Origin of the sequence: Streptomyces sp. Pv4-95 (assembly GCF_045782725.1) — a bacterium.
Classification (GTDB): Bacteria; Actinomycetota; Actinomycetes; order Streptomycetales; family Streptomycetaceae; genus Streptomyces.
On sequence record NZ_CP127172.1, the window covers coordinates 3,008,653 to 3,032,482 of the forward strand.

20 protein-coding genes are annotated in these 23,830 nt (G+C 71.3%); 8 read left to right on the forward strand and 12 right to left on the reverse strand.

Annotated elements, in window-relative coordinates; genetic code table 11:
- Positions 1-75: 75 nt before the first annotated feature.
- Together dapC and fdxA are read right to left on the reverse strand one after the other, a co-directional pair.
- The gene (gene dapC, locus QOM21_RS13210; protein WP_407550091.1) at positions 76-1,173 is read right to left on the reverse strand and encodes a succinyldiaminopimelate transaminase; all 1,098 of its coding nucleotides are present in this window, start codon (positions 1,171-1,173) and stop codon (positions 76-78) included.
- Positions 1,174-1,351: 178 nt separating this feature from the next.
- Positions 1,352-1,672 (reverse strand): ferredoxin, encoded by a 321-nt coding sequence (gene fdxA, locus QOM21_RS13215; protein ID WP_030573070.1) that lies wholly within the window; start codon positions 1,670-1,672, stop codon positions 1,352-1,354.
- Between the two features lie 140 nt (positions 1,673-1,812).
- Between fdxA and QOM21_RS13220 the strand changes: the two genes are divergently transcribed.
- Complete coding sequence (locus QOM21_RS13220; RefSeq protein ID WP_407550092.1) at positions 1,813-2,823, forward strand: GNAT family N-acetyltransferase; 1,011 nt, start codon at positions 1,813-1,815, stop codon at positions 2,821-2,823.
- A gap of 16 nt (positions 2,824-2,839) precedes the next feature.
- Positions 2,840-3,700: a tetratricopeptide repeat protein gene (locus QOM21_RS13225; protein WP_407550093.1), complete on the forward strand. Its 861-nt coding sequence runs from the start codon at positions 2,840-2,842 to the stop codon at positions 3,698-3,700.
- On the opposite strand, the gene QOM21_RS13230 is transcribed toward QOM21_RS13225, so the two are convergent.
- From QOM21_RS13230 to QOM21_RS13250, 5 genes are all read right to left on the reverse strand, one after another.
- Positions 3,693-4,871, reverse strand: coding sequence for a PP2C family protein-serine/threonine phosphatase (locus tag QOM21_RS13230; RefSeq protein WP_407550094.1), 1,179 nt, complete (start codon positions 4,869-4,871; stop codon positions 3,693-3,695). The genes QOM21_RS13225 and QOM21_RS13230 overlap by 8 nt on opposite strands.
- 210 nt (positions 4,872-5,081) lie before the next feature.
- Entirely contained in the window at positions 5,082-7,253 is a 2,172-nt protein-coding gene (locus QOM21_RS13235) for a hypothetical protein (protein WP_407550095.1), read from the reverse strand.
- Positions 7,254-7,468: 215 nt separating this feature from the next.
- Complete coding sequence (locus QOM21_RS13240; RefSeq protein ID WP_407550096.1) at positions 7,469-7,972, reverse strand: DUF6113 family protein; 504 nt, start codon at positions 7,970-7,972, stop codon at positions 7,469-7,471.
- On the reverse strand, positions 7,969-8,922 hold the full coding sequence (gene mshB, locus QOM21_RS13245; RefSeq protein WP_407550097.1) for an N-acetyl-1-D-myo-inositol-2-amino-2-deoxy-alpha-D-glucopyranoside deacetylase: 954 nt from the start codon (positions 8,920-8,922) through the stop codon (positions 7,969-7,971). Before mshB ends, QOM21_RS13240 begins: the two co-directional genes overlap by 4 nt.
- A gap of 97 nt (positions 8,923-9,019) precedes the next feature.
- A complete protein-coding gene (locus QOM21_RS13250; protein ID WP_393896359.1) occupies positions 9,020-9,214 on the reverse strand; it encodes a hypothetical protein in 195 nt (64 codons plus the stop codon).
- A gap of 229 nt (positions 9,215-9,443) precedes the next feature.
- Between QOM21_RS13250 and QOM21_RS13255 the strand changes: the two genes are divergently transcribed.
- On the forward strand, positions 9,444-11,648 hold the full coding sequence (locus tag QOM21_RS13255) for a prolyl oligopeptidase family serine peptidase (protein ID WP_407550098.1): 2,205 nt from the start codon (positions 9,444-9,446) through the stop codon (positions 11,646-11,648).
- A gap of 34 nt (positions 11,649-11,682) precedes the next feature.
- On the opposite strand, the gene QOM21_RS13260 is transcribed toward QOM21_RS13255, so the two are convergent.
- Positions 11,683-12,798: a hypothetical protein gene (locus QOM21_RS13260; RefSeq protein ID WP_407550099.1), complete on the reverse strand. Its 1,116-nt coding sequence runs from the start codon at positions 12,796-12,798 to the stop codon at positions 11,683-11,685.
- Positions 12,799-13,354: 556 nt separating this feature from the next.
- On the opposite strand from QOM21_RS13260, the gene QOM21_RS13265 reads away from it, so the two are divergent.
- The 5 genes from QOM21_RS13265 (at position 13,355) to QOM21_RS13285 (ending at position 19,613) form a co-directional block, all read left to right on the forward strand.
- Positions 13,355-14,389 carry an ABC transporter permease gene (locus tag QOM21_RS13265; protein ID WP_407550100.1) on the forward strand — a complete coding sequence of 345 codons (1,035 nt, stop codon included), beginning with the start codon at positions 13,355-13,357 and terminating at the stop codon, positions 14,387-14,389.
- A 103-nt stretch (positions 14,390-14,492) separates the two neighbouring features.
- Positions 14,493-16,292 (forward strand): ABC transporter substrate-binding protein, encoded by a 1,800-nt coding sequence (locus QOM21_RS13270; protein WP_407550101.1) that lies wholly within the window; start codon positions 14,493-14,495, stop codon positions 16,290-16,292.
- A gap of 115 nt (positions 16,293-16,407) precedes the next feature.
- Complete coding sequence (locus tag QOM21_RS13275; RefSeq protein ID WP_407550102.1) at positions 16,408-17,379, forward strand: ABC transporter permease; 972 nt, start codon at positions 16,408-16,410, stop codon at positions 17,377-17,379.
- Between the two features lie 11 nt (positions 17,380-17,390).
- Entirely contained in the window at positions 17,391-18,452 is a 1,062-nt protein-coding gene (locus tag QOM21_RS13280; protein ID WP_407550103.1) for an ABC transporter ATP-binding protein, read from the forward strand.
- Positions 18,453-18,464: 12 nt separating this feature from the next.
- The gene (locus QOM21_RS13285) at positions 18,465-19,613 is read left to right on the forward strand and encodes an ABC transporter ATP-binding protein (RefSeq protein WP_407550104.1); all 1,149 of its coding nucleotides are present in this window, start codon (positions 18,465-18,467) and stop codon (positions 19,611-19,613) included.
- A gap of 116 nt (positions 19,614-19,729) precedes the next feature.
- On the opposite strand, the gene QOM21_RS13290 is transcribed toward QOM21_RS13285, so the two are convergent.
- From QOM21_RS13290 to QOM21_RS13305, 4 genes are read right to left on the reverse strand one after another with little or no spacing between them, the layout of a single operon-like run.
- Entirely contained in the window at positions 19,730-20,905 is a 1,176-nt protein-coding gene (locus tag QOM21_RS13290; RefSeq protein ID WP_407550105.1) for an ABC transporter ATP-binding protein, read from the reverse strand.
- Positions 20,892-21,908 (reverse strand): ABC transporter ATP-binding protein, encoded by a 1,017-nt coding sequence (locus QOM21_RS13295; protein ID WP_407550106.1) that lies wholly within the window; start codon positions 21,906-21,908, stop codon positions 20,892-20,894. The genes QOM21_RS13290 and QOM21_RS13295 overlap by 14 nt, the downstream gene beginning before the upstream one ends.
- A gap of 11 nt (positions 21,909-21,919) precedes the next feature.
- Positions 21,920-22,897 carry an ABC transporter permease gene (locus QOM21_RS13300; RefSeq protein WP_407550107.1) on the reverse strand — a complete coding sequence of 326 codons (978 nt, stop codon included), beginning with the start codon at positions 22,895-22,897 and terminating at the stop codon, positions 21,920-21,922.
- Positions 22,890-23,813: an ABC transporter permease gene (locus tag QOM21_RS13305; RefSeq protein ID WP_407550108.1), complete on the reverse strand. Its 924-nt coding sequence runs from the start codon at positions 23,811-23,813 to the stop codon at positions 22,890-22,892. Before QOM21_RS13305 ends, QOM21_RS13300 begins: the two co-directional genes overlap by 8 nt.
- Positions 23,814-23,830 lie beyond the last annotated feature (17 nt).

Consider the following 23,830-nt stretch of genomic DNA (forward strand, 5'->3'; position numbering starts at 1 on the left):
CGCAGGGGCCCGGGGAGTTCACACTCCCCGGGCCCCTGCGCGTTGCGTTGCGGTCCGCTCCAGGCGGTCAGCGGGTCATTCCGCGAGGCGGCGCACCGCGGCGTCCACCCGCTCGTCGGTGGCGGTGAAGGCGACTCGTACGAACCGCTCCCCCGCGCTGCCGTAGAACTCGCCCGGAGCGACCAGGATGCCGCGCTTGGCGAGATCGCCGACGGTGTCCCAGCAGGGCTCGTCGCGGGTCGCCCAGAGGTAGAGCGAGCCCTCGCTGTGCTCGATACGGAAGCCGGCGGCCTCCAGGGCGGTGCGCAGCACGGCGCGGCGGCGGGCGTAGCGCTCGCGCTGCTCCGCGACGTGCGCGACATCGCCCAGCGCCGCGACCGTGGCGGCCTGGACGGGCGCCGCGACCATCATTCCGCCGTGCTTGCGGATCTGCAGCAGCTCGCCGAGGACGGCGGAGTCCCCCGCGAGGAAGGCGGCGCGGTAGCCGGCGAGGTTGGAGCGCTTGGAGAGCGAGTGGACGGCGACGATGCCCTCCAGGGAGCCGCCGCAGACGTCCGGGTGCAGCACCGAGACCGGGTCGGCCTCCCAGCCCAGTTCGAGGTAGCACTCGTCGCTGAAGAGCAGCACGCCGTGCTCGCGGGCCCAGGCGACGGTGCGGCGCAGCTCGTCCGCGCTCAGCACCCGGCCGGTGGGGTTGGACGGGGAGTTCAGCCAGAGCAGCTTCAGGCCCGCCGGGTCGAGGTCGGTGGGGTCGTCGTAGACGACCGGCTCGGCTCCGGCGAGCCGGGCCCCGACCTCGTACGTCGGGTAGGCCAGGCGCGGGTAGCCGACCTTGTCGCCGGGGCCCAGGCCGAGCTGGGTCGGCAGCCAGGCCACCAGCTCCTTGGAGCCGACGATCGGCAGCACGTTGGTGTGCTCGACGCCGCGGGCGCCGAGGCGGTCGGTGACCCAGGCGGTGAGCGCGTCGCGCAGGGCGGGCGTGCCCCACACCGTCGGATAACCGGGGCTGTCCGCCGCGTCGGTCAGGGCCTGCCGGATCACCGCGGGCACGGGGTCGACCGGGGTGCCGACGGACAGGTCGACGATGCCGTCGGCGTGTGCGGCGGCCGTGGTCTTGTACGGCTCCAGCCGGTCCCACGGGAAGACGGGGAGGCGGGATGAGACTGCGCCCACGATGCTCTCTTTCTCGGACGGTGCTGACGCGGGGCGACGGCGGAAACGCCTCGGTCCCGCACGGGGAGCCGTACGGGACCGGGCGGCGCCGTGCGACCTGCCCCGGCAAAGGCCGGGGTATCCCCAACGACCTCGGAGGCGAGAGGGAGCGGGCGGCTCCCTCTCGATCCCCTGATCGTTACTGGTTCTGCGGCGGCAGCGCTGCGATGAAGGCGTGGTCGCGCTCGATCAGGCCGAGCTTGCTGGCGCCACCGGGCGAGCCGAGCTCGTCGAAGAACTCCACGTTCGCCTTGTAGTAGTCCTTCCACTCCTCCGGGGTGTCGTCCTCGTAGAAGATCGCCTCAACCGGGCACACCGGCTCACAGGCCCCACAGTCGACGCATTCGTCCGGGTGGATGTACAAGGACCGGGAGCCCTCGTAGATGCAGTCGACGGGGCACTCCTCGATGCATGCCTTGTCCTTGACGTCGACACAAGGCTGCGCGATGACGTAGGTCACGCTGTCGTTCCTCCTCGGTAGGGCCGGCGGACCGATTGGCAGTACCGCCGCAGGGCGCGCGGGAGCGCGGCGTCGTCGATGCCCGCCACCTAGTATCTCCGTTCCCGGGCGTGGGACGAACAAGAGGGGCGGGTAGAGCGATGGAATTCATGACCGGTGGTCGTGCGGAAGTCCGCATCACCCTTGCTGACGTGGGAAAAAGGGTATCCGTTCGCCGCCTGACCGGCGGTGGAGCGGGAGAGCCCGCGTTCACGGACGCGGTCGGGGTTCTCACATCGTGGGACGAGGGTGTGCTGAGCATCACACGTCGCTCGGGTGAGACCGTCAGGATCGACGAATCGTCGCTGGTCGCCGCCAAGGTCGTGCCCGCCGAGCCGGCGCGCAGACGCGGCCCGGCAGCCGGGGTCCGTGAGCTGCAGGAGGTCGCGGCCCGTGGATGGCCGGCAATTGAGACGGAACGTCTCGGGGGCTGGACACTTCGGGCCGCCGGAGGCTTCACCCGGCGTGCCAATTCGGTTCTTCCCCTCGGCGACCCCGGACTGCCCCTCGATGCCGCGCTGGCGCACGTCCAGCAGTGGTATGGCGAGCGCGGGCTGCCCGCGGTCATCGTCGTCCCCACCGGAGGAACGGGCGCCGGCGAGACGCTGGCGGCCGAGCTGGCGGAGCGCGGCTGGACCGATGAGCGGCACACCACGTTCCGTATCGCGGCCCTCGCCCCGCTCGCCGACACCACCGCGGACACCGCCCGCGTCGCCCTCGCCCGGGAGCCGGACGCGGACTGGCTCGCCATGTACAACCGGACCGACGAGACCACCGCGGAGGCGGTGAAGGTGCTCACCGGCGGGCCCTCGGTGTGGTTCGCGAAGGTCCCCGCCGCGGACGGCGGGACGGCGGCGATCGGCCGGCTGGTGGTCGACGGCCGCTGGGCGGGCTTCGCCGCCCTGGAGGTGGCCCCGGCACAGCGGCGCAGCGGGTTCGCGACCCTCGTGATGGCCGCGCTCGCCGAGCGGGCCCTGCAGGAGGGCGCCTCGGCGGCGTATCTCCAGGTCGAGGCCGACAATGCCGGGGCGCGTGCGCTGTACGACCGGCTCGGCTTCACCGACCACCACGGCTACCACTACCGGCGCGCCCTTCCGGGCGACGCCCGCTGACCGGGATTTCTCCGCCATGTCCGATGAACCCCGTCCGAAGCCGGACGGCGCCCGTGAGGAGCGGCGGCGGCAGTTCGCCGAGGCCGCCCGCGAGGAACGGCCCGACCTCGCCGTGCTGTGCCTGCTGATCGCCGCCGAGGCCGACCCCGCGCTGGACGAGGCGGCCATGGACGCCGCACAGATCGAGCTGGACCGGCTGGCCGGCGAGCTGCCGTACGCTCCCACCGGCGGCGCCGGCGCCTGGGCGCGCAATCTCGCCGAGCTGCTCGGCGAGCGCTGCGGTTTCCGCGGCGCCGCCGGCGACTACCGGCGGCTGGAGTCGTCGCTGCTGCACGAGGTGCTGCGGCGCCGGCGCGGCCTGCCGATCCTGCTGTCGGTGGTGTGGATGGAGGTCGCTCGCCGGGCCGGGGCACCGGTCTACGGCATGGGCCTGCCCGGCCACTTCGTCGTCGGGTTCGGCGATCCGTACGGCGAGCACGTGCTGGCCGATCCGTTCGACGGCGGGCACCCGCTCACCGATGAGGACGCGGCGGTGCTGGTCGCGGGGGCGACCGGCGAGGCGCTGACCGGGCCGATGCCGGCGCCCGCCACCCCGCTGGACATCGTGCTGCGCATCCTCAACAACATCCGGGCCTGGGCGCAGGCCCGGCCGGAGCACAGCGCGGTGCAGCTCTGGGCGCTGGAGCTGTCGCTGCTGCTGCCGAGCCATCCGGCGCGGCTGCGTCTCGAACGGGCCCAGTTGCTGGTGCAGCGCGGTGAGTTCCTCGCGGGGGCAGCGGAACTGGAGGAGTACGCGCTGGTGGTGGAGGCGGTCGAGCCGGCCACCGCTCTCACGCTCCGCCGGCAGGCCGCCACCGCCCGCGCCATGCTCAATTGATCCGCGGGGCGGGGGGCGGGGGCGCCTGGCGGCGGGGGGCCGCGGCGTCCGCGGCCCCGTCCGTCCGCAGGCCGTCACCTGCCGTCCCGGCGGCCGGCGTACGACGGACGATCAGTGCCGTGGCGTCGTCCTTGAGGTCACCGTCGGTGAACTCTTCCAGGTCGGCCCGGAGGGTGCGGGCCAGTTCTGCCGGCTCCAGCCGGGTCCAGGCGGCCAGCCGGTCGCCCAGCGGGTAGAACTCGCCGTCCCGGCCGCGTGCCTCGGTGACCCCGTCCGTGCAGAGCAACACCCAGTCGTCGGGCCGGGGGTGCACGCGTACGCTCCGGCGCGGTTCGCCGCTCAGGGTGCCGAGGCCCAGCGGCAGTCCGCCCTCCCCGTCGCTGCGCTCGTGGACTTCGGCGTCGCGCACCAGGTAGTAGGGGATGTGCCCGCAGGACAGCACCCTGCCCTCCTCCTGGGCGCCCACCTCCATCAGCAGCGCGGTGACGAAGCGTTCATCGGTGCCCTGCTCGGCCGAACGGGTGTTGTAGCGGGTCAGGGCGCGCTCCATGCGTTCGGCGACCGACTCCAGGGACTCCTGGTAATGCGCGGCCTCCCGGAAGGAGGCCAGCACCTCCAGGCCCGCGCCGATGGCGGGCATGCCCTTGCCCTGCACGTCGCCGATCATCAGGCGCAGCCCGTGGGGCGTCTCGACGGCCTCGTAGATGTCGCCGCCGACGCGGGCGCCCTCCTGCGCGGAGACGTAGAAGCCGTACGCCTCGAACGGTCCGGCGCGCAGCGGCAGCTCGCGCAGCATGGCGCGCTGCACCGTGTCGGCGACGAGGCGGGTACGGGCGTGCAGCGCCTCGCGCTGCAGCCGGGTGCGGCACAGCACCACGGAGAAGAGGGCCACCAGGAACGCCCCGAATATCCCCACGACCCGGCTGGCCGGGGCCCAGTCGGGCACCGTCAGGATGTCCACGTACGTCAGGCACACCGCGTAGACCGCTCCCACGACGAGCGTCCAGCGGAAGGAGCAGCGCAGTGCGGCGACCAGGGGGGCGACGCCCAGGAACGCCGAGATGTGCAGCTCCGGACCGGTCGTCGCGTCCAGAACCGTCACGATGACGACGGCGAGGATCAGCAGCAGCGCCGGGTAGCGGCCGCTGTCCGTGGGGCGGGTGGCAGGCATAACACTTCCAGCCTGCGGGACGCCGCCCGACACCGCACCGGGGCAACGGTCCCGGCGGGGTTCGCGGGGCGGTGGCTCGCGCCCGTCGCCGTCCGCGCATCACCGCCGGGGCGGCCGGCCACGGTGGCACGACAGGGGCCCTCGGGTCTCCCGGCGTGTGCCGAGGAGAACCGAGGGCCCGCTGCCTGCGTTGACCGCGCGGTGCGGCGGTCAGCTGCCGTTCGTCTCGATGGTCTGGATCCGCTCGGCGGGGGTCCGCCCGAGCAGGGCCTTGCCCACCGCGCTCGCCACCTCTTCGACGCTGACCGGGTGCCGGGAGCCGTCGCCCTTGGTGACCATGATGCCGTTGAAGGTGTCGCCGTAGAGCTGCTTGAGCGCGGGCCGGTCGTAGTAGGGCACCAGCCCCCCGTCCACGATCTTGAAGGACAGGAACTTCGGGATCGACTTCTGCGGGCTGAAGGAGACCGTGTGGGCCGCGTCCGTGCGGACCGTCACGAGACCGGACATCGCCGGCTCGGCGAACTGCTTCATCGCCCGGTCCACCGCGGCCTTGCCGACCTTCGGCTGCTGCATGCCGGCGGCCAGCACCACGGGGGCGTCGGTGCCGGTCTCGGCGCGCTGACGGTACGCCTCGGCGACCTTCGCCTTGGACGACTCGACGTCGATCGACTTGTACGGCGAGCCGTAGTGCGGCACCGCCTTGCCGTTCCGGAAGACGATCCCGCCGTCCTTGGCGGCGCTCGCGGAGCCCGCCGCGTTCTGCAGCGCGATCTCCAGCTTCTCATCGTCGACGATCATGGCGGGCTTGGCCGCGCGGGTGCCGCCGAAGAGCGAGCCGATGACGGAGACCGGGTTGTAGTCCCGGCCGGCGGCGTTGCGGACCGTCGTCTGGGTGTCGACGTCCAGGCCCGCGCGAGCCGGCTGGAGCGTCTGGGACCGGCCGTCGACGGTGAGCTTCAGCGGCTCGGCACGGCGGTCCTTGAGCGCCGCCTCCAGCCGCTTGACCGCGTCTTCCTTGGTGGTGCCGCCGATGTCCACACCGAGCACGGTGGTGCCGTTGGGCACATCGGCGTGGTCCAGGAGCAGGCCCGCGCCGTAGGCGATGCCCGCGAGGACCACGACGCCGACGCCCACGAGGACGATCTTGTTGCGGCCCTTCTTGGGCGGGTTGATCGGCTCCGGGATCTTGGGACGCGGCGCCGGAGCGGCGCTCTCGCCCGGACCGGAGCCACCGGCGCCGAACGCCGGGGGGGAGGCCGGGCCGTCCGCCCCCGGGACCTTCGGGATGCCGCTGACGAGGGTGTCGCCGGAGACCCGGCCGTGCGATCCGGTGCCGCCGCGCGGGGCGTCGCGGTCGTCGGCGGGGCCGCCCTTAGGGCCGGTGGCCCGCCCGCCGGCGATGCCGCCGGTGACGCCGAGGCCGCTGCCAGGTCCGGTCAGGGACGCGGGGGGCTGTGGGGTGAGCTCGGCGGTGTCGTCGACGCGCGGGGCACCGCCGGGGCCCGCCGCGGGGTCGCTGAAGCCGGGCGGAAGGTTGAGCGCGGAGTCGCCGCGCGCCGGACCCGTCGTCGGTCCGCTCGGGCCGGGGGCGTCGAACGGGCTGTGGTCGCGCGTGGGACCGCCGCCACCGTCGAACGGGGAACCGCCGCCCCGGGAGGCGCCACCGTCGAACGGCGTACCGCCGCCCTGCGCGCCACCGCCGTCGAACGGTGAGCCGCCGTCGAACGGCGAACCGCCCTGGGGCGCCCCGCCGTCGAACGGCGAACCGCCGCTCTGCGGAGCCTGGCTGTCCGAGAAGTAGGGCAGGTCGGGGCGCTGCGGGGGCTTCGATCCGGACGGCCTGCGCGGCGGCGTCGTACCGGACGCGCCGAGCGGGCGCGGGGTCTGGCCGCCCGCGGGGGGCGGCGGCGGCGCCGCGTGCGACCCGGTGGTCGACGACGAGCCGGCGGGCCCGGCCTTGCGCGGCGCGAACCAGTCGCTGGTCTTCTCGGGCGGGCCGCCCGCGGGGGCTCCGTCCGACGGGGCGCCGGGCCGCGGGGTGTTGCCGGTGCGTTCCGCGTTCCGCTCGGCTCCGCGCGGGGGGCGGGGCGTTCCGCCGGACCCGGCGGCGCCGCCGGAACCAGCCGATGCGTTCATGCCGGACTCCTCACCGACGGGCTTGCGCACGACGACCGGCGGGATGGGGCGCGACCCCGGAATGTTGATCTTGATCCGCGTCGTCAGCGTGGTCTCGGTCTTGGGCTCCGCCGGTTGCGCCGCGGCGCCGGCCGCCGACTCGTCGGCTTCTCTCCTGGGCGAGCCGTAAGGCGGCGTCCCCGAGGGGTACGCGGCTCCGCCGCGGCCCTGGGGGCCGGAGGACGAACTGTCAGATTCACGACTCAAAGCAGGTTCTCCCGGTTGGCTCCGCCGCTCGTCAGAGATGATCCCCGACCTCAGGCCGGGAGGTGCCCCCAGGGCGGCGCGGCGGCGCGCACCACCATACTGGCCGCCGCCGACGGACACCCGAAGAGCGTACGAACACCGACCGCACGGGCGAACCCCCGGCACCGGATTCGTTCGCGGCGACCCTCGGAGCGCAGGTCAGGATATGGGCCACGTCATCCGCCAACTCCGCCGTGGCGTACGCCCGTAGCCCTCATCCGGGCGCTGGTGGCACAGATCACAGCCATCAGAATTCCGCCCAGCAGGAAGACGTACGAGCCGATTCCCGCGCCGAAGAGGAAGTCACCCTCCGGCCGGGCCTCACCGAGCAGCAGGAAGATCGTCACCAGCCACGCGGCACCCGGAACCAGGACCCCCGCGGTGGTGCCGGTCGCCCTGGCGCCACCGTAGAAGAGACCACCCGTCCCGGCCAGCGTCAACACCAATCCACCCGGGAGCCAGGCCGCTTGCAGGAGTGTCCCGGCCAGCCCGACGAGCACGCCCGCGACGAGCAGCAGGACATACAGGGCAACCCGGCCGGGTGTCAGCGGGGCGGACAGCGCGGCGCTCGCGGCCGGCCGGACCGGACCGCCGGTCCCGGCCCCGGACGCGCCGCCGGCTCCGGCCCTCGACCGGCGGCCGCCCTTGCCCGCGGACCCGCCACCCTTCGCCGCACTCATTCCGCCGCCTCCTCTGTCCGGGCACTGCCATCCGTACCCGAAATACCGGCCATACCCGCCATTCCACCGATTCCCGCGAAGAGATCGCCCTCCCGGGTCCCCTCGGCCACTCCCGCGTCCCCCTGCACGAGCTGATAGTGCTCGGTGCGGAACACCGGCTGGCCCAGGTCGTTGGAGAGCGCGAAAAACGGTCCGGACACGGCGATCTGGGTGTAATGCGCCCGCATCGCGGCGGTCTTCGCCGCCGCGTGGTCCGCCTCCCCGACGATGGACGCCGTGATCTCGCCGTCCGGAACCACACCCGGTACGTCGCCGGCGGAGGCGACACCGGGGAAGGCGTGGCCCGCGGCGCGCAGCTGCTCCAGGCCCTCCTCGACCACCGAACGGGAATTGCGGTTCCAGTAGATCTTCGCGATCGCGTGCGTCGGACCCAGGTCGGGGCGGAAGCCCTCCTGCGCCGCCAGCTCCGCGCCGCGCATCGCCACGCGGTGCGCCTGGATGTGGTCGGGGTGGCCGTAGCCGCCATTCGGGTCATAGGTGACCAGCACCTGGGGCCTGACCTCGCGGATGACGGCCACCAGATGAGCGGCGGCCTCGTCGAGTTCGGCCCGCCAGAAGGCGTTGTGCCGGTCGTTCTGGGGCGCGCCCATCATGCCGGAGTCGCGATAGCGGCCCGGTCCGCCGAGGAAGCGGTGGTCGGTGACGCCCAGGGCGGTCATCGCCGCGGCGAGTTCGCCGACGCGGTGCGGGCCGAGAGTGTCGTCCCGATCCGGGGTGAGATGGGCGAGTTCGGGCGGAATGACCTCGCCCTCCTCGCCGCGGGTGCAGGTCACGAGCGTGACCAGCGCGCCCTCGGCCGCGTACTTGGCCATGGTGACGCCGTTGTTGATCGACTCGTCGTCCGGGTGCGCGTGCACCAGCAGCAGACGACGGGCGGGAAGGTCGGTCATGGGGACAGCCTACGAGCCGCCCGGTCGGGATTCAGCACGTGATCCCGGTCGGCGGCCGTACGCCCGAACGATGTACGGGCGCCGGCCGGCGAACGGCTCAGAACTTGATGTTGCCGAGCATTCCGGCGACGTTCGTCGTCAGTTGCTTGATCGTCGGAGCGATGGACGAGCTGGACAAGTAGAAGCCCAGCAGCATGCAGACGAATGCATGCCCGCCCTTCAACCCTGACTTCTTGACGAGCAAGAAGACGATGATCGCCAGCAGCACCACCGCCGAAATCGAGAGTGCCACGGCGGCTCACCTCCAAGTACGCATGGACCGGACAGAGTTGATGGTGCTCGACCGCCTCGACGGATCTCACACCGGGGTATGCCATGGGCTCTTTACCCCGTTCCCATGACGCGCAAGGGATCATAACTTTCCGTCCGCGCGCATATGTCGGAGCACAGAAGCAGAACAGGGGCGCACGCGATCCAAACGAGCGCGACCGTGTGAGCCCGAACACCCTTAGGCTCCCCCCATGACCGGACAGCTTCCCTTCCCCCGGCAACACGCCCGTACACAGCGCTTCACGCTGGGCGCTCCGCGCGGCTACGCCCTCTCCCCGGACGGCGCGCGCGTCGTCTTCCTCCGCTCCGCAACGGGTACCGACCGCACTCAGCAGCTCTGGGTCCTCGACCTGAACGAGGGACGCGAGTTCACCGCCGCCGACCCGCGGGCGCTGCTCGCCGGCGCGGACGAGGAGCTCTCCCCGGAGGAGCGGGCCCGCCGCGAGCGCACCCGCGAGGGCTCGGCGGGCATCGTCGGCTACGCGGTGGACTCCGCGGTCGAGTTGGCCGCCTTCCCCCTTTCCGGGCGACTGTTCGTCTCCGAGCTGCGGGCCGGCACCACGCGCGAAATCCCCGTCCAGGGGCCGGTGGTGGACCCGCGCCCGTCGCCGGACGGCCGGCACATCGCCTTCGTGGCGGACGGCGGGCTGCGGGTGGTCGCGGCCGACGGCAGCGCCACGGCCGACGGCTCCGACGGCTCCGACGCCACCGGGGACGGGGCGGCCGGGCGGCCGGGCGCGGACCGTCTGCTGGCGCGGCCCGACGGCCCCGAGGTCACCTGGGGCCTGGCGGAGTTCATCGCGGCCGAGGAGATGGGCCGCTACCGGGGCTTTTGGTGGTCACCGGAGAGCGACCGGCTGCTGGCCGCGCGGGTCGACGAGTCGCCGGTGCGGCGCTGGTGGATCTCCGACCCCGCCCATCCCGACCGCGAACCCACCCGGGTCCCCTACCCCGCAGCCGGCACCGCCAACGCCAAGGTCTCACTGGCGATTTTCGGCCTGGACGGCTCCCGCACCGACGTCACCTGGGACACCGAGCGCTACCCCTATCTGGCGCGCGTGCACTGGTCCGCGGCCGGTCCCCCGCTGCTGCTCGTCCAGTCCCGCGACCAGCGCGACCAGCGCTATCTGACCGTCGACACCACGACCGGCGCGACCCGCACGGTGCACGAGGACGAGGACGAGGTGTGGGTCGAGCCGTTCCCGGGGGCGCCGGCCTGGACGCCGGACGGCCGGCTGGTACGCATCGCCGACGAGGGCGGCGCGCGCAAGCTGTTCGTCGGCGACCGCCCGCTGACCGGTGCGCCGCTGCACGTCCGGGCCGTCCTGGACATCGGCGAGGACGAGGTGCTGTTCTCCGCGAGCGGCAGCGAGATGCACGACATCGGGGTCTACCGCGCCTGGTTCCGCGGCAGCGGCGACCAGGGCGGCTGGGAGCGCGTCGGCACCCGCCCGTACCCCACCGTGTCCTCCGCGGTGCGCAGCGGCTCGCTCGTGGTGCTGTCGCAGGCGTCGCTGGAACGGCCGGGCGCCCAGGTGGAGGTGGTGCGGCTGGACGCGGACGGCGGTGAGAAGACCCTCGCCACGATCGGCTCGTACGCCGAGGAGCCGGCCCTCACCGCCCGCCCCCGCCTCGTCCTCGCCGGTGAGCGGCAGATCCCCTGCGCGGTGCTGCTGCCGGACGGCCATCGCGAGGAGGACGGTCCGCTGCCGGTGCTGCTGGACCCGTACGGCGGTCCGCACGGCCAGCGGGTGGTCGCCGCGCACAACGCCTATCTGACCTCCCAGTGGTTCGCCGACCAGGGTTTCGCGGTGATCGTCGCGGACGGCCGGGGCACACCCGGCCGCTCCCCCTCCTGGGAGAAGGCGGTGTCGCGGAACCTCGCGGACGTCACGCTGGAGGACCAGGTCGACGCCCTCCAGGCACTGGCCGGGTCGCTGCCGCTGGATCTGGAGCGGGTCGCCATCCGGGGCTGGTCCTTCGGCGGCTACCTCGCGGGGCTCGCCGCGCTGCGCCGGCCCGACGTCTTCCACGCGGCCGTGGTGGGCGCCCCGGTGACCGATCTGCGGCTGTACGACACCCATTACCAGGAGCGGTATCTCGGCCACCCGGACGAGGAGCCCGAGGTCTACGCGGCCAACTCGCTGCTCACCGACGAGGGCCTCTCGGGGGCCCGGGAGCCGCACCGTCCGATGCTGATCGTGCACGGTCTGGCCGACGACAACGTGGTCGTGGCGCATTCGCTGCGGTTGTCCTCGGCGCTGCTGGCGGCGGGCCGCCCGCACGAGGTGCTGCCGCTGTCCGGGGTGACGCATATGACGCCGCAGGAGCAGGTGGCCGAAAACCTGCTCCTGCTGCAGGTCGACTTCCTCAAGAGGTCCTTGGGGATGAGCTGACCGGCGGCAGGCCCTCCGTCGCTGCCGCCCGGCCTCACCAGCCGGGCGGCAGCCTCGACGGCGGGGGCGGGGCGTGCCGGGGCCGCCGGTCGCCCGCGGCCGGCCCGTAGGCGACCACCGCGTCCCCCGGTGCCGTGCGCCCCGCAGGCGCGCCGGACCGGGCCGCCGCGGCCAGCGCGACCAGCCCGGCGACCGCCACCAGGGCCCCGGTGCCCAACTCCAGCCGGGAGGCGGCGGGCAGCACCGCGAAGCGGGCCAGCTGCCCCGTGTGCGCGGCGAAGACGAGTGTGGCGGCACCCTGGGAGGCCAGCAGGGCACCGGTGACCATCGCGGCCGGCCTGGCCCAGGGGGCGCGGCGCAGGGTGCCGGCCGCGGCCGGCACCGCCAGCAGGGCGAGCACCAGCGCCTGCCAGTGCACCGGAGGCTGCAGCAGGGCGCGGAAGACGGAGGCGTCGCCGATCAGCCCCTTGCAGTAGGTGTCCCAGCCGAGCCGGCTCCACCAGTGGACCTCCCAGGCCGCGACCGCCGCCCCGGCGGCGCCCAGCGCCCACCCGGCGGCGGCCGCGGGCCCCTTGCGCGGGCCTCCGGGCTTCCGGGGTGCCGTGCCGCGGGGGGTACGGCCGACGACCCCGTAGGCCGCGTGCGCCCCCCTGGGGAGCTCGTACGAGGCGCGCTCCGGCCGATACTCGGGCCGCCGCCCGGCGGCGAGCACGACGAGCAGCACCGCGGAGAGCGCGAGTTGAGCGATGGCGGTGAGCCGGGCCTGCCCGGTGAGCCCGCCGTCCAGCCCTTGCAGCCGGCCCGCCCCGAGGACCCAGAGCAGCGGCAGTCGCAGCAGGACCGTGGCGACGGCGATCGCGAGCAGTCCGCCCGCGGCCACCGCAGGGGCGACGGCGTCCCGCACCGAGGCGACGGCCGCGGCGAGCGCGCCGAGCACCAGCAGCGGGTCGAGCGCGCAGGTGGCCCAGGCGGTGAACTCGCGTGGCCGCCGCGCCTCGCCGAGCCAGGTCCACCAGACGTCCGCGGGCTGCTGGGCGACGGAGAGGTCCCTGATGATCCATCCCGTGCCGAGCAGTGCGAGCAGCAGGCAGGCCAGGCCGCCGATGCCGCGCGCCCCACGGGTGAGAGCGCTTCCTTGCGGTGTGGACACGGCCTGTCCCCCCGTCCGTGTCGATGTGCCGGCCTCCCGGCGCCGATCTCCGCGCGCGGCGCCTACCGCAGGTCTACTCCTGTCCCGGCACGGGGACAACAGCCGGGGTGGCCGAGCGCCTCGGGGGCCGCCCCGCGCGGGCCGGGAGGCGAGGCCGGGGGGCGGGCGGGAGCGCCGGCGCCGACGCTCACCGAACCCGGACAAAACGATGACCGGCCGGGACGCCGCCTGGCGGTCCCGGCCGGTCTACGGCACCCGCACGGCCGTACGTTGTTCAGCATGCCGCGTCCGTATATCGGTGTTGCGACAGTGAAGTTGCCTTCATGTTAAAGCAGTTGGTGGCGATATGTCCCCCATGCCGTACATTGCGGTCGCCTGTCAAGCACGCCCGTGCGTCAATCTGCGCAATCTTCGCTCAAGAAGCGGACGACCTGCGCATCAGCACACCGCATCCCCTTGACTCCGCCATAAATCACTTGCGAAAGTCCGCTCATCCAGCGGTGCGAATCGGCGCCGCCTCATGTTCCAAGAGAACTCTGCGCGGGGGCACTTCGCGATGACTAGTCCATCCCAGACCGCGGCTACCCAGTCCGACACCCCAGGACTCGGCCCCGAGGGTCTGAAGAAGGAGAAGGACCGTACGGGCGGTGAGCTCGTCGGCCGTTCTCCTGGCCAGCTGATGTGGATGCGCTTCAAGCGCGACCGCACCGGCATGGTCTGCGCGATCGTCGTGCTCGCCTTCTTCGTCGTCGCGGCTCTGGCACCCGTCATCGCCTCGCTGTACGGCAAGAACCCGTACACGCTCTACGGCAACGACAACTTCGACCTGCTCGACGAGTTCGGCTACCCGGTCGGCCCCAACGGCGGCATGTCCGGCGAGTTCTGGTTCGGCATCGAGCCGTCGCTCGGCCGCGACCTGTTCACCCAGCTGCTCTACGGCATCCGCACCTCGCTGGGCATCTCGGTCGCGGTGACGGTCCTGGTGGTCGTCACCGGCACGATCCTCGGCGTCACCGCCGGATACGTGGGCGGCAGGACCGACTACTGGCTCGGCCGCGTGATCGACTTCCTGCTCGCCTTCCCGAGCCAGCTCACGTTCGTGGCGTTCATGCCGGTCGTGGTGGCGATCTTCGTTCCGCCGTCCGACGAGACACCCACCTACGTCCGCGTGGTGGCCCTGATCCTCGTGCAGTGGGGTCTGGGCTGGATGGGTCTGGCCCGTCTGCTGCGCGGCCAGGTGCTGTCCCTGCGCGAGCGGGAGTTCGTCGAGGCCGCGAAGATCACCGGCGCGTCCCCCTGGCGGATCATCCGCAAGGAACTGCTGCCCAACGTGGTGACGCCGATCCTCGTGCAGAGCACCTACATGCTCCCGCTGTTCGTCACGGCGGAGGCCGGCCTGTCCTATCTGGGCGTCGGCATCATGGAGCCGACCCCCGACTGGGGCCGGCTGTTCCACACGGCCGGCAACGTGTACGAGAACGACCCGACCTTCTTGCTGTTCCCCGGCGCCGCGATGGTGATCTTCGTGCTGTGCTTCAACCTGCTCGGGGACTCGGTCCGGGACGCCTTCGACCCCAAATCCGGGCGCTGATCGTCCACTTGAGGGGGGCGGCTGTCACCCCCGCGCCGGTCTCCCACCGGATGCCTCGGCAGCACATCTGGACACCAACTGACAGGCAGGTGCTTGGAACCTCATGAACGCTCTATCTACGCGCAGAGCACGCGCACTGGTCGTGGCCCTCGCGGCCGGCTCAATGGCCCTCACCGGCTGCAGCAGCGGCAGCAGCGCGGGCAAGGACCAGTCGCAGACCGACAAGGACGCGGCGGGCCAGTCGAAGGCCGTGCCGCTCGGCAAGGCCGCCGAATCGGTCGGCCCGGCCGCCCCGGTCAAGGGCGCCAAGCCCGGCGGCACCATCCGCGTCTACCAGCGTGACAGCTACAACCACCTGGACCCGGCGCAGATGTACGTCAGCGACATGAAGGTCCTGTCGCAGCTGATCTTCCGCGGTCTGACCACCTTCAAGCAGGACGACAAGGGCAACGCGACGGTGGTGGGCGACCTCGCCACCGACTCGGGCCAGATGTCCGACGGCGGCAAGACCTGGAAGTACACGCTCAAGGACGGCGTGAAGTTCGCCGACGGCACGCCGATCACCTCGAAGGACATACGCCACACCTTCGAGCGCCAGTACGCGAAGTTCATCACCGACGGTCCGACCTACATCCAGCAGTGGCTGTCGGGCTCGGGCACCAGCTACCGCAAGGCGCTGCCGGACGGTCCGTACAAGGGCGACCACCTGCCCAAGAGCGTTCTGGACACCCCGGACGACAAGACCATCGTCTTCCACTTCAAGCAGCCGCAGTCCCAGCTGCCGTACGCGCTGACCATGCCGGGCTACAGCGCGGTCCCGGAAGGCGCGAAGGACACGAAGGACAGCTACGACGTCGCGCCGGTCTGCGCGGGACCGTACAAGATCGCTTCGTTCAAGTCGGGCAAGTCCATGAAGCTGGTGAAGAACACCAACTGGGACCCCAAGACCGACCCGATGCGCCACCAGTACCCCGACGGGTACGACATCTCCTTCAACCACCAGGCCTCGGACTCCACCAAGCGCCTGATGGCCGACCAGGGCGAGGCCAAGAACGCGGTCAGCTTCACCAACTCGGTGGAGCCGACGCTGACCAAGCAGGTGCTGGAGAACGCCAGTGCCAGCAAGCGCCTGGTCCAGGGCTACCAGCCCTACGTCTGGCAGATGAACTTCAACATGGACCGCATCAAGGACAAGAAGATCCGCGATGCGATCACCTACGCGCTGCCGAACGGCCAGATCGTGCGCGTCAACGGCGGCAGCTACGGCGGTGAGATCGCCGGCGGTCTGCTCGCCCCGACCGTCGCGGGTTACCAGAAGGGCTACGACCCGTACGGCAAGATCAAGCACCCGAACGGTGAGCCGGAGAAGGCCAAGAAGCTCCTCAAGGAGGCCGGCAAGACGGGCATGAAGCTCGTCTATGCCTACTCCAACACCGAGGCGCGCCAGAAGGAAGCCGTCGTCATCGAGGACGCGCTGACCAAGGCCGGCTTCGACGTGCAGAAGAAGGAGGTCGACGCGGCCTCCTGGTACGAGCAGATGGGCAAGGTCGACAACGGCTTCGACATCTACATGACCGGCTGGGGCCAGGACTGGGCGGACGCCTCCACCGTCATCCCGCCGTCCTACGACGGCACCGCCATCCAGGACGGCGCCTCGAACTACTCGCACGTCAACGACAAGCACGTGAACGCCGAGATCGCCCGCATCTCCAAGATCGCGGACGCGGCCAAGGCGACCGAGGAGTGGGAGACGCTCCACAAGTACATCGTGGAGAAGGTCAACCCGGCCGCCCCGGTGTTCTACACCAAGGTGCTCCAGCTGCACGGCTCGAACATCGGTGGTGCGCGCTACAACGTGGACGCCAGCTACATCGACCCGACCACGCTGTTCCTCAAGAAGTAGGCACCTTCGAAGGTGGCCCGGAGAGCGCGCGCACGGCGGAGCGCGCGTTCTCCGGGGCCTTCCCCGTCACCCCTCACACCCACTGCCGCCGCCGTCCTGAGAGCAGCGAATCGTCATGCTTCCCTTCCTATTTCGCCGGACGTTCGGCGCGGTCGTCACCCTCGTCCTGCTGAGCGCCTTCACCTTCTTCGTGTTCTTCGCCGTGGGCGACCCGGCCACGATGTCCTGCGGAAAGAACTGCACCGCTGACAACATCGCCCTCATCCACCAGAACCTCGGCCTCGACAAGCCCCTGCCGCAGCAGTACTGGGACTTCCTCTCGGGCATCTTCACCGGCCGCGACTACACCATCGGCCGCTGCGACGCCCCCTGCTTCGGCTACTCCTTCGCCACCAAGCAGGACGTCTGGTCGACGATGATGGACCGGCTGCCCACCACGGCGTCGCTGGCCATCGGCGGTGTCGTCGTCTTCCTGACCATCGGACTCGGTGCGGGCCTGCTCGCCGCATGGAAGCGCGGCACGATGCTGGACAAGACCGTCACCGGCGTGTCCATGGTCCTCAGCTCGGTGCAGATCTACATCCTCGGCCCGATCGTGCTCGGCATCTTCGTCTACAGCGGCGTGATGGCCTCCCCGAAGTACGTGGACTTCACCAGCAACCCGGCCGGCTGGTTCATGGGCCTGCTGCTGCCGTGGCTGGTCATGTCGACGATCTTCACCGCGCAGTACACCCGTATGTCGCGCTCGACGATGATCGAGCAGCTCCAGGAGGAGCACGTCCGCACGGCCAAGGCCAAGGGCATGCCGGCGCGTTATGTCTTCATGCGCTACGCCTGGCGCGGTTCGCTGATCCCCATCGTCACCATCCTCGGCATGGACCTGGGGTCGCTCTTCGGCGGCGCCATGATCACCGAGTACACGTTCTCGCTGGCGGGCATCGGCCGGCTGGCGATCAACTCCGTCACCACACTCGATCTGCCCATGGTGCTGGGCGTGCTGATCTTCAGCGCCGCCCTGATCCTGGTGTTCAACATCATCGTGGATGCGACGTACGCCTTCATCGACCCGCGCGTGCGCCTGTCCTAGGAGAGCCTGAAGTGACCACACTCACCAAGACCGAGGGAAAGCCGGTCCCGACCGGATCGGACCCCTTCCTCTCCGTCCGCGACCTGTACGTGCGGTTCTCCACCGAGGACGGCATCGTCAAGGCGGTCGACGGCCTCTCCTTCGACCTCGAACGCGGGCAGACGCTCGGCATCGTCGGCGAGTCGGGATCCGGCAAGTCCGTCACCAACCTCGCCGTCCTGGGGCTGCACAACCCCAAGTCGACCGAGATCGCGGGCGAGATCACCCTGGACGGCCAGGAGTTGACCGGGGCCAGGGAGAAGACCCTGGAAAAGCTCCGCGGCAACAAGATGGCCATGATCTTCCAGGACGCGCTGACCGCGCTGTCGCCGTACTACACGGTCGGCCGGCAGATCGCGGAGCCGTACATCAAGCACACCGGCGCCAGCAAGCGCGAGGGCCGGCAGCGTGCGATCGAGATGCTGACCAAGGTCGGCATCCCGCAGCCCACCCTCCGGGTGGACGACTACCCGCACCAGTTCTCCGGCGGTATGCGCCAGCGCGCCATGATCGCCATGGCGCTGGTCTGCAACCCCGAGCTGCTGATCGCGGACGAGCCGACCACCGCCCTGGACGTCACCGTCCAGGCGCAGATCCTGGACCTCCTCAAGGACCTCCAGCAGGAGTTCGGCTCCGCGATCATCCTGATCACGCACGACCTCGGAGTGGTGGCCAACACCGCGGACGACCTGCTGGTGATGTACGCCGGCCGGGCGGTGGAGCGGGGCTCCGTCAAGGAGATCCTCACCCAGCCCCAGCACCCGTACACCTGGGGCCTGTTGAGCTCCATGCCGCGGCTCTCCTCGGACGTCAGCGAGGCCCTGCACCCGATCCCCGGCACCCCGCCGAGCCTGCTCACCCCGCCGTCCGGCTGCGCCTTCAACCCGCGCTGCGGTTTCGTCCACGAGGTCGGCGGCAGCCGCTGCACCGACGAGCGGCCGGTACTGGAGCTGGGACGCGCCTCCGCGTGCCACCTCGGGCCCGAGCAGAAGCAGACCTTCTTCACCGAGCAGATCAAGCCCCGGCTGGGCTAGGGAGCCACCACCATGACAGACCACGTCACCCTCCCCGCGCCCCGCGACGCCGCGCCCCCGCAGGGCGAGCCCCTCCTCACCGCCGAGGGGCTGACCAAGCACTTCCCGATCTACGGCGGTTTCCCGTTCAAGCGGAAGGTCGGTGCGGTACAGGCGGTCGACGGCGTCGACCTGACCGTGCACGCGGGCGAGAGCTTCGGCCTGGTCGGTGAGTCGGGCTGCGGCAAGTCCACCACCGGGCGGCTGCTCACCCGGCTGATGGAGCCGACCTCCGGCAAGATCACCTATGCGGGCCAGGACATCACGCACGCCAACCGCAAGGCACTGGCGCCGGTCCGCTCGCAGATCCAGATGATCTTCCAGGACCCGTACGCCTCGCTCAACCCGCGGCAGACGGTCGGCACCATCATCGGTGGCCCGATGGAGATCAACGGGATCAACCCGCCCGGCGGCCGGGAGAAGCGGATCCGCGAGCTCCTGGAGACCGTCGGTCTCAACCCGGAGCACTACAACCGCTTCCCGCACGAGTTCTCCGGCGGCCAGCGGCAGCGCATCGGCGTGGCCCGCGCGCTCGCGCTGGAGCCGAAGCTGATCGTGGCCGACGAGCCGGTCTCCGCGCTGGACGTCTCGATCCAGGCCCAGGTCGTCAACCTGCTGCAAAAGCTCCAGCGCGAGCTGGGCATCGCGTTCCTGTTCATCGCGCACGACCTCGCGATCGTGCGGCACTTCAGCGAGCGCGTCGCGGTGATGTACCTCGGCAAGATCGTCGAGGTGGGCAGCCGCGAGGAGATCTACAACCGGCCACGGCACCCTTACACGCACGCGCTGCTCTCGGCCGTGCCCGAGGCCAAGCTGGTGGAGTCCGAGGAGGAGGACCGCGAGCGCATCCGCCTCGCCGGTGACGTCCCCTCCCCCGTCAACCCGCCCTCCGGCTGCCGGTTCCGTACGCGCTGCTGGAAGGCGCAGGACAAGTGCGCGTCCGAGGAGCCGCCGCTGGTGCAGCTCGGCGGGAACCAGGCGGGGCACCTCACCGCCTGCCACTTCCCCGAGGAGCCCACGACCGCGGCCCGCGGCGAGGACATCATCCTCGACCCGGCACTGGCCGCGATCGAGGACGCCGCATCGGCCGAGGAGACCGGGAAGACCGACAAGACGCTCTGACCGGCCCTCACCGCCTGTGCGACAGGCAGGAGCCCGCCTCCCCGCGGTATGACGGGAGGCGGGCTCCTGCGTTCGCGCGCGGGCGCACACGGCCGGGCGGCACCCGCGGCCGGCGGCTACTCGCTGGGCACCACGTGCCGCTCCTCCGCGAAGTGGCAGGCGGAGTCGTGCGCGGCCGGGGTGCCGCCGTCCCGGAACGCGTCCGGCACGTCGAGCGGCGGCACCACCCGCGCGCACACTTCCTGGGCCTTCCAGCAGCGCGTGCGGAAGCGGCAGCCGGAGGGCGGGTCGGCGGGCGAGGGGACGTCTCCGGTCAGCAGGATGCGCTCCCGCTGCTCGCGGGCCTCGGGGTCGGGCACCGAAACGGCGGAGAGCAGGGCCTGGGTGTAGGGGTGGGTGGGGTGGTCGTAGATCTCCGCCTCGGTGCCGATCTCGGCGAGCCGGCCGAGGTACATCACCGCCACCCGGTCGGAGATGTGCCGCACGACGGACAGGTCGTGCGCGATGAAGACGTACGACAGGTCGAACTCGGCCTGGAGCTGCTCCATCAGGTTGATGACCTGGGCCTGCACGGAGACGTCCAGTGCCGAGACCGGCTCGTCACAGATGATGATCTCGGGGTTGAGGGCCAGACCGCGGGCGATGCCGATGCGCTGGCGCTGGCCGCCGGAGAACTGGTGCGGATACCGGTGGATGTACTCGGGGTTGAGGCCCACGACGTCGAGGAGGTCCTGGACCTTCTTGCGCCGGTCGCCCTTGGGGGCCACCTCGGGATGGATCTCGTACGGCTCGCCGACGATGTCACCGACCGTCATCCGGGGGTTCAGGGACGTGTAGGGGTCCTGGAAGACCATCTGGATGTTGCGGCGCACGGCTTTCAGCGCCCGGGCGGACAGCTTGCCGATGTCCTGTCCCTGGTAGCTGATCCGGCCGGACGTCGGCTGCTCCAGGCCGACCAGCATCTTGGCGACCGTCGACTTGCCGCAGCCTGATTCGCCGACGATGCCCAGCGTCTCGCCCTTGCGCAGGTCGAAGGAGACGCCGTCGACGGCCTTGACCGCGCCGACCTGGCGCCGGATCACGATGCCCTGGGTCAGCGGGTAGTGCTTGACCAGATCGCGGATCTCCAGGATCGGCTCGCCGACCTCCCGTACGGCCACGCCGTCCGGCTCGTGGCTCCGGCCGGCCTGCCCGGTGGCGCCCTCCGGTGGCCGCGGGGGTCCCGGCGGCCCCGGCGGCACCGTGCCCTGCCCGCCGCCGTTCGCGACCCGGCCGGTGTCACCGTGCTCCATCGAGGGTCTCCTTCCAGAAGTGGCAGGCGCTGGCGCGGCCGGGCCCCACGTCGTACAGCGGGGGCCGGTCGGTGAGGCAGACGTCCCGCGCCAGCGGGCAGCGCGGGTGGAACGGGCAACCCGAGGGGATGGACGTCAGGTTGGGCGGCAGCCCCTTGATCGCGTACAGCTCCCGTCCCTTGTGGTCCAGCCGCGGGATGGAGTCCAGCAGCCCGCGGGTGTAGGGGTGTGCGGGCGCCTTGTAGAGCTGGTGGACGGGGGCGGTCTCCACGATCCGGCCGGCGTACATCACCGCGATCGTGTCGGCGACGTCGGCGACCACGCCGAGATCGTGGGTGATCAGGATCAGGCCCATGGTGAATTCGCGCTGCAACTCCGCGAGCAGATCCATCACCTGGGCCTGGACGGTGACGTCCAGCGCCGTCGTGGGCTCGTCCGCGATGATCAGGGCCGGCTCCAGGGCCAGCGCCATCGCGATCATGATGCGCTGCCGCATGCCCCCGGAGAACTGGTGCGGGTAATCCCCCACCCGGTCCTTGGCCGCGGGGATGCCCACCCGTTCCATCAGCTCCACGGCCTTCGCCCGGGACCGCTTGCGCGACAGGCCGGCGTGGACCTCGTACATCTCCCCGAGCTGCGCGCCGACACTGAGCACCGGGTTCAGCGACGACAGCGCGTCCTGGAAGATCATCGCCATCTTCGCGCCGCGGACCTTGCGGCGCTCTTCGTTGCCGAGCTTGAGCAGATCGCGCCCCTGGAAGAAGATCTCCCCGCCGGTCACATAGCCCGGCGGGGAGTCGAGGATGCCCATCACGGCCTGCGCGGTGACGGACTTGCCGGATCCGGACTCGCCGAGCACCGCCAGCGTCTGGCCCGGCGCCACGCGGTAGGTGACGCCGTTGACGGCCTTGGCGACACCGTCCCGGGTGCGGAACTCCACCCGCAGATCGCGGACGTCGAGCAGCGGAGGTTCCTCGGTCGGCGACTGGTCGTGGTCGGTCATCTGCCGGCTCCTCAGCGCAACTTGGGGTCGAGGGCGTCGCGCACCGCGTCGCCGAGCATGATGAACGCCAGCACCGTGATGCTCAGGGCGCCGGCCGGCCACAGCAGCATGTGCGGGGCGTTGCGGATGAAGGTGGAGGCCGCGGAGATGTCGATGCCCCAGGAGACGGTCGGCGGCTTCAGGCCCGCGCCGAGGTAGGACAGCGTCGCCTCCAGGGCGATGTACGTACCGAGCGCGATGGTGGCGACGACGATCACCGGCGCGATGGCGTTCGGCGCGATGTGCCGCAGCAGGATCCGCCCGTTGCCGGCGCCGAGGGCACGCGCGGCCTGGACGTAGTCGTTCTGCTTGGCGGTGACCACGGCGCCGCGTGCGATGCGGGAGATCTGCGGCCAGCCCAGGAGCACGATGAAGCCGACCACCGGCCAGACGGTCGAGCTGACGACCACCGAGAGGAAGACCAGGCCGCCCAGGATCACCGGGATTCCGAAGAAGATGTCGGCGAGCCGGGAGAGCAGGGTGTCCCCCAGGCCGCCGAAGAAGCCGGCCAGCCCGCCCAGCAGGCTGCCCAGCAGGGCGGCGCCGGCCGTGGCGCAGACGCCGACGGTGATGGACGCGCGGGCGCCGTAGACGACTCGGGTGTAGACATCCCTGCCCTGGGTGTCGAAGCCGAAGGGATGGCCCGGCTCGGCGCCTTCCTGCGCCTTCGCCAGGTCGGCCTTGTAGGGGTTGCCGTCGGCGATGAGCTGCGGCCAGATGGCGATGACCACCAGGAACAGGATCACCAACCCGGAGACCACGAAGACCGGGTTGCGGATCAGGTCGTGCCAGGCGTCGCTCCACAGGCTGCGCGGCTTGCCGGTGGGCGCGCCGTCGGGCGGCCCCGCGGACGGGGCGCGCTCCAGCGACTCCGCCTCGCCGATGGCCAGCGCGGCGGTACCGCCGTCGCCGTGGGTGATGGCTTCCTTGGGTACGAACGGCTCAGGCATAGCGGATCCTCGGGTCGAGGACGGCGTACAACAGGTCGACGAGGAGGTTGGCGGCGAGGAAGACCAGGACCAGGATCGTCACGAAGCCCACCACGGTCGGTGAGTTCTGCCGCAGAATCCCCTGGTAGAGCTGGAACCCGACGCCATGGATGTTGAAGATGCGCTCGGTGACGATCGCCCCGCCCATCAGCGCGCCGATGTCGGTGCCGATGAAGGTGACGACCGGGATCAGGGAGTTGCGCAGCAGGTGGCGGGTGATGACGCGGTGCCGGGGCAGCCCCTTCGCGACGGCCGTGCGCACATAGTCGGCGCGGGTGTTCTCCGCGATGGAGGTACGCGTCAGCCGCGTCACATACGCCAGGGAGACCAGGGCCAGCACCACCCCCGGCAGCAGGAGTTCGTTCAGCGGCGCGTCGGAGGAGACGGTCGGCTTGACCCAGTTCCACTGCACCCCGAAGAGGAACTGCAGGAGGTAGCCGCTGACGAAGGTCGGAATGGAGACCACGACCAGGGTGAGGACGAGGACCGAGGTGTCGATCGTCCGGCCGCGCCGCAGGCCGCTGAACACCCCGAGCACGAGGCCGATCACCATCTCGATCACGACGGCGATGAGCGTGAGCCGCAGCGTGACCGGGAATGCCTCGGCCATCAGCTCGGTGACCGGCTGCCCGTTGAACGCGGTGCCGAAGTCACCCTGGAAGATCTGCCCCATGTAGTGCAGGTACTGCTTCCACAGCGGCTGGTCGAGGTAGAGGTCGGCCCGGATCTGGGCGGCGGTGGCGGGGTCGGGCGCCCGGTCGCCGAACATCGCGGCCACCGGGTCGCCCAGCGCGTACACCATGAAGAAGATCAGGAACGTGCTGCCGATGAACACCGGGATCATCTGCAGCAGCCGCCGGATCACATAGCGTCCCATGAGGGCTCCGGATTCTG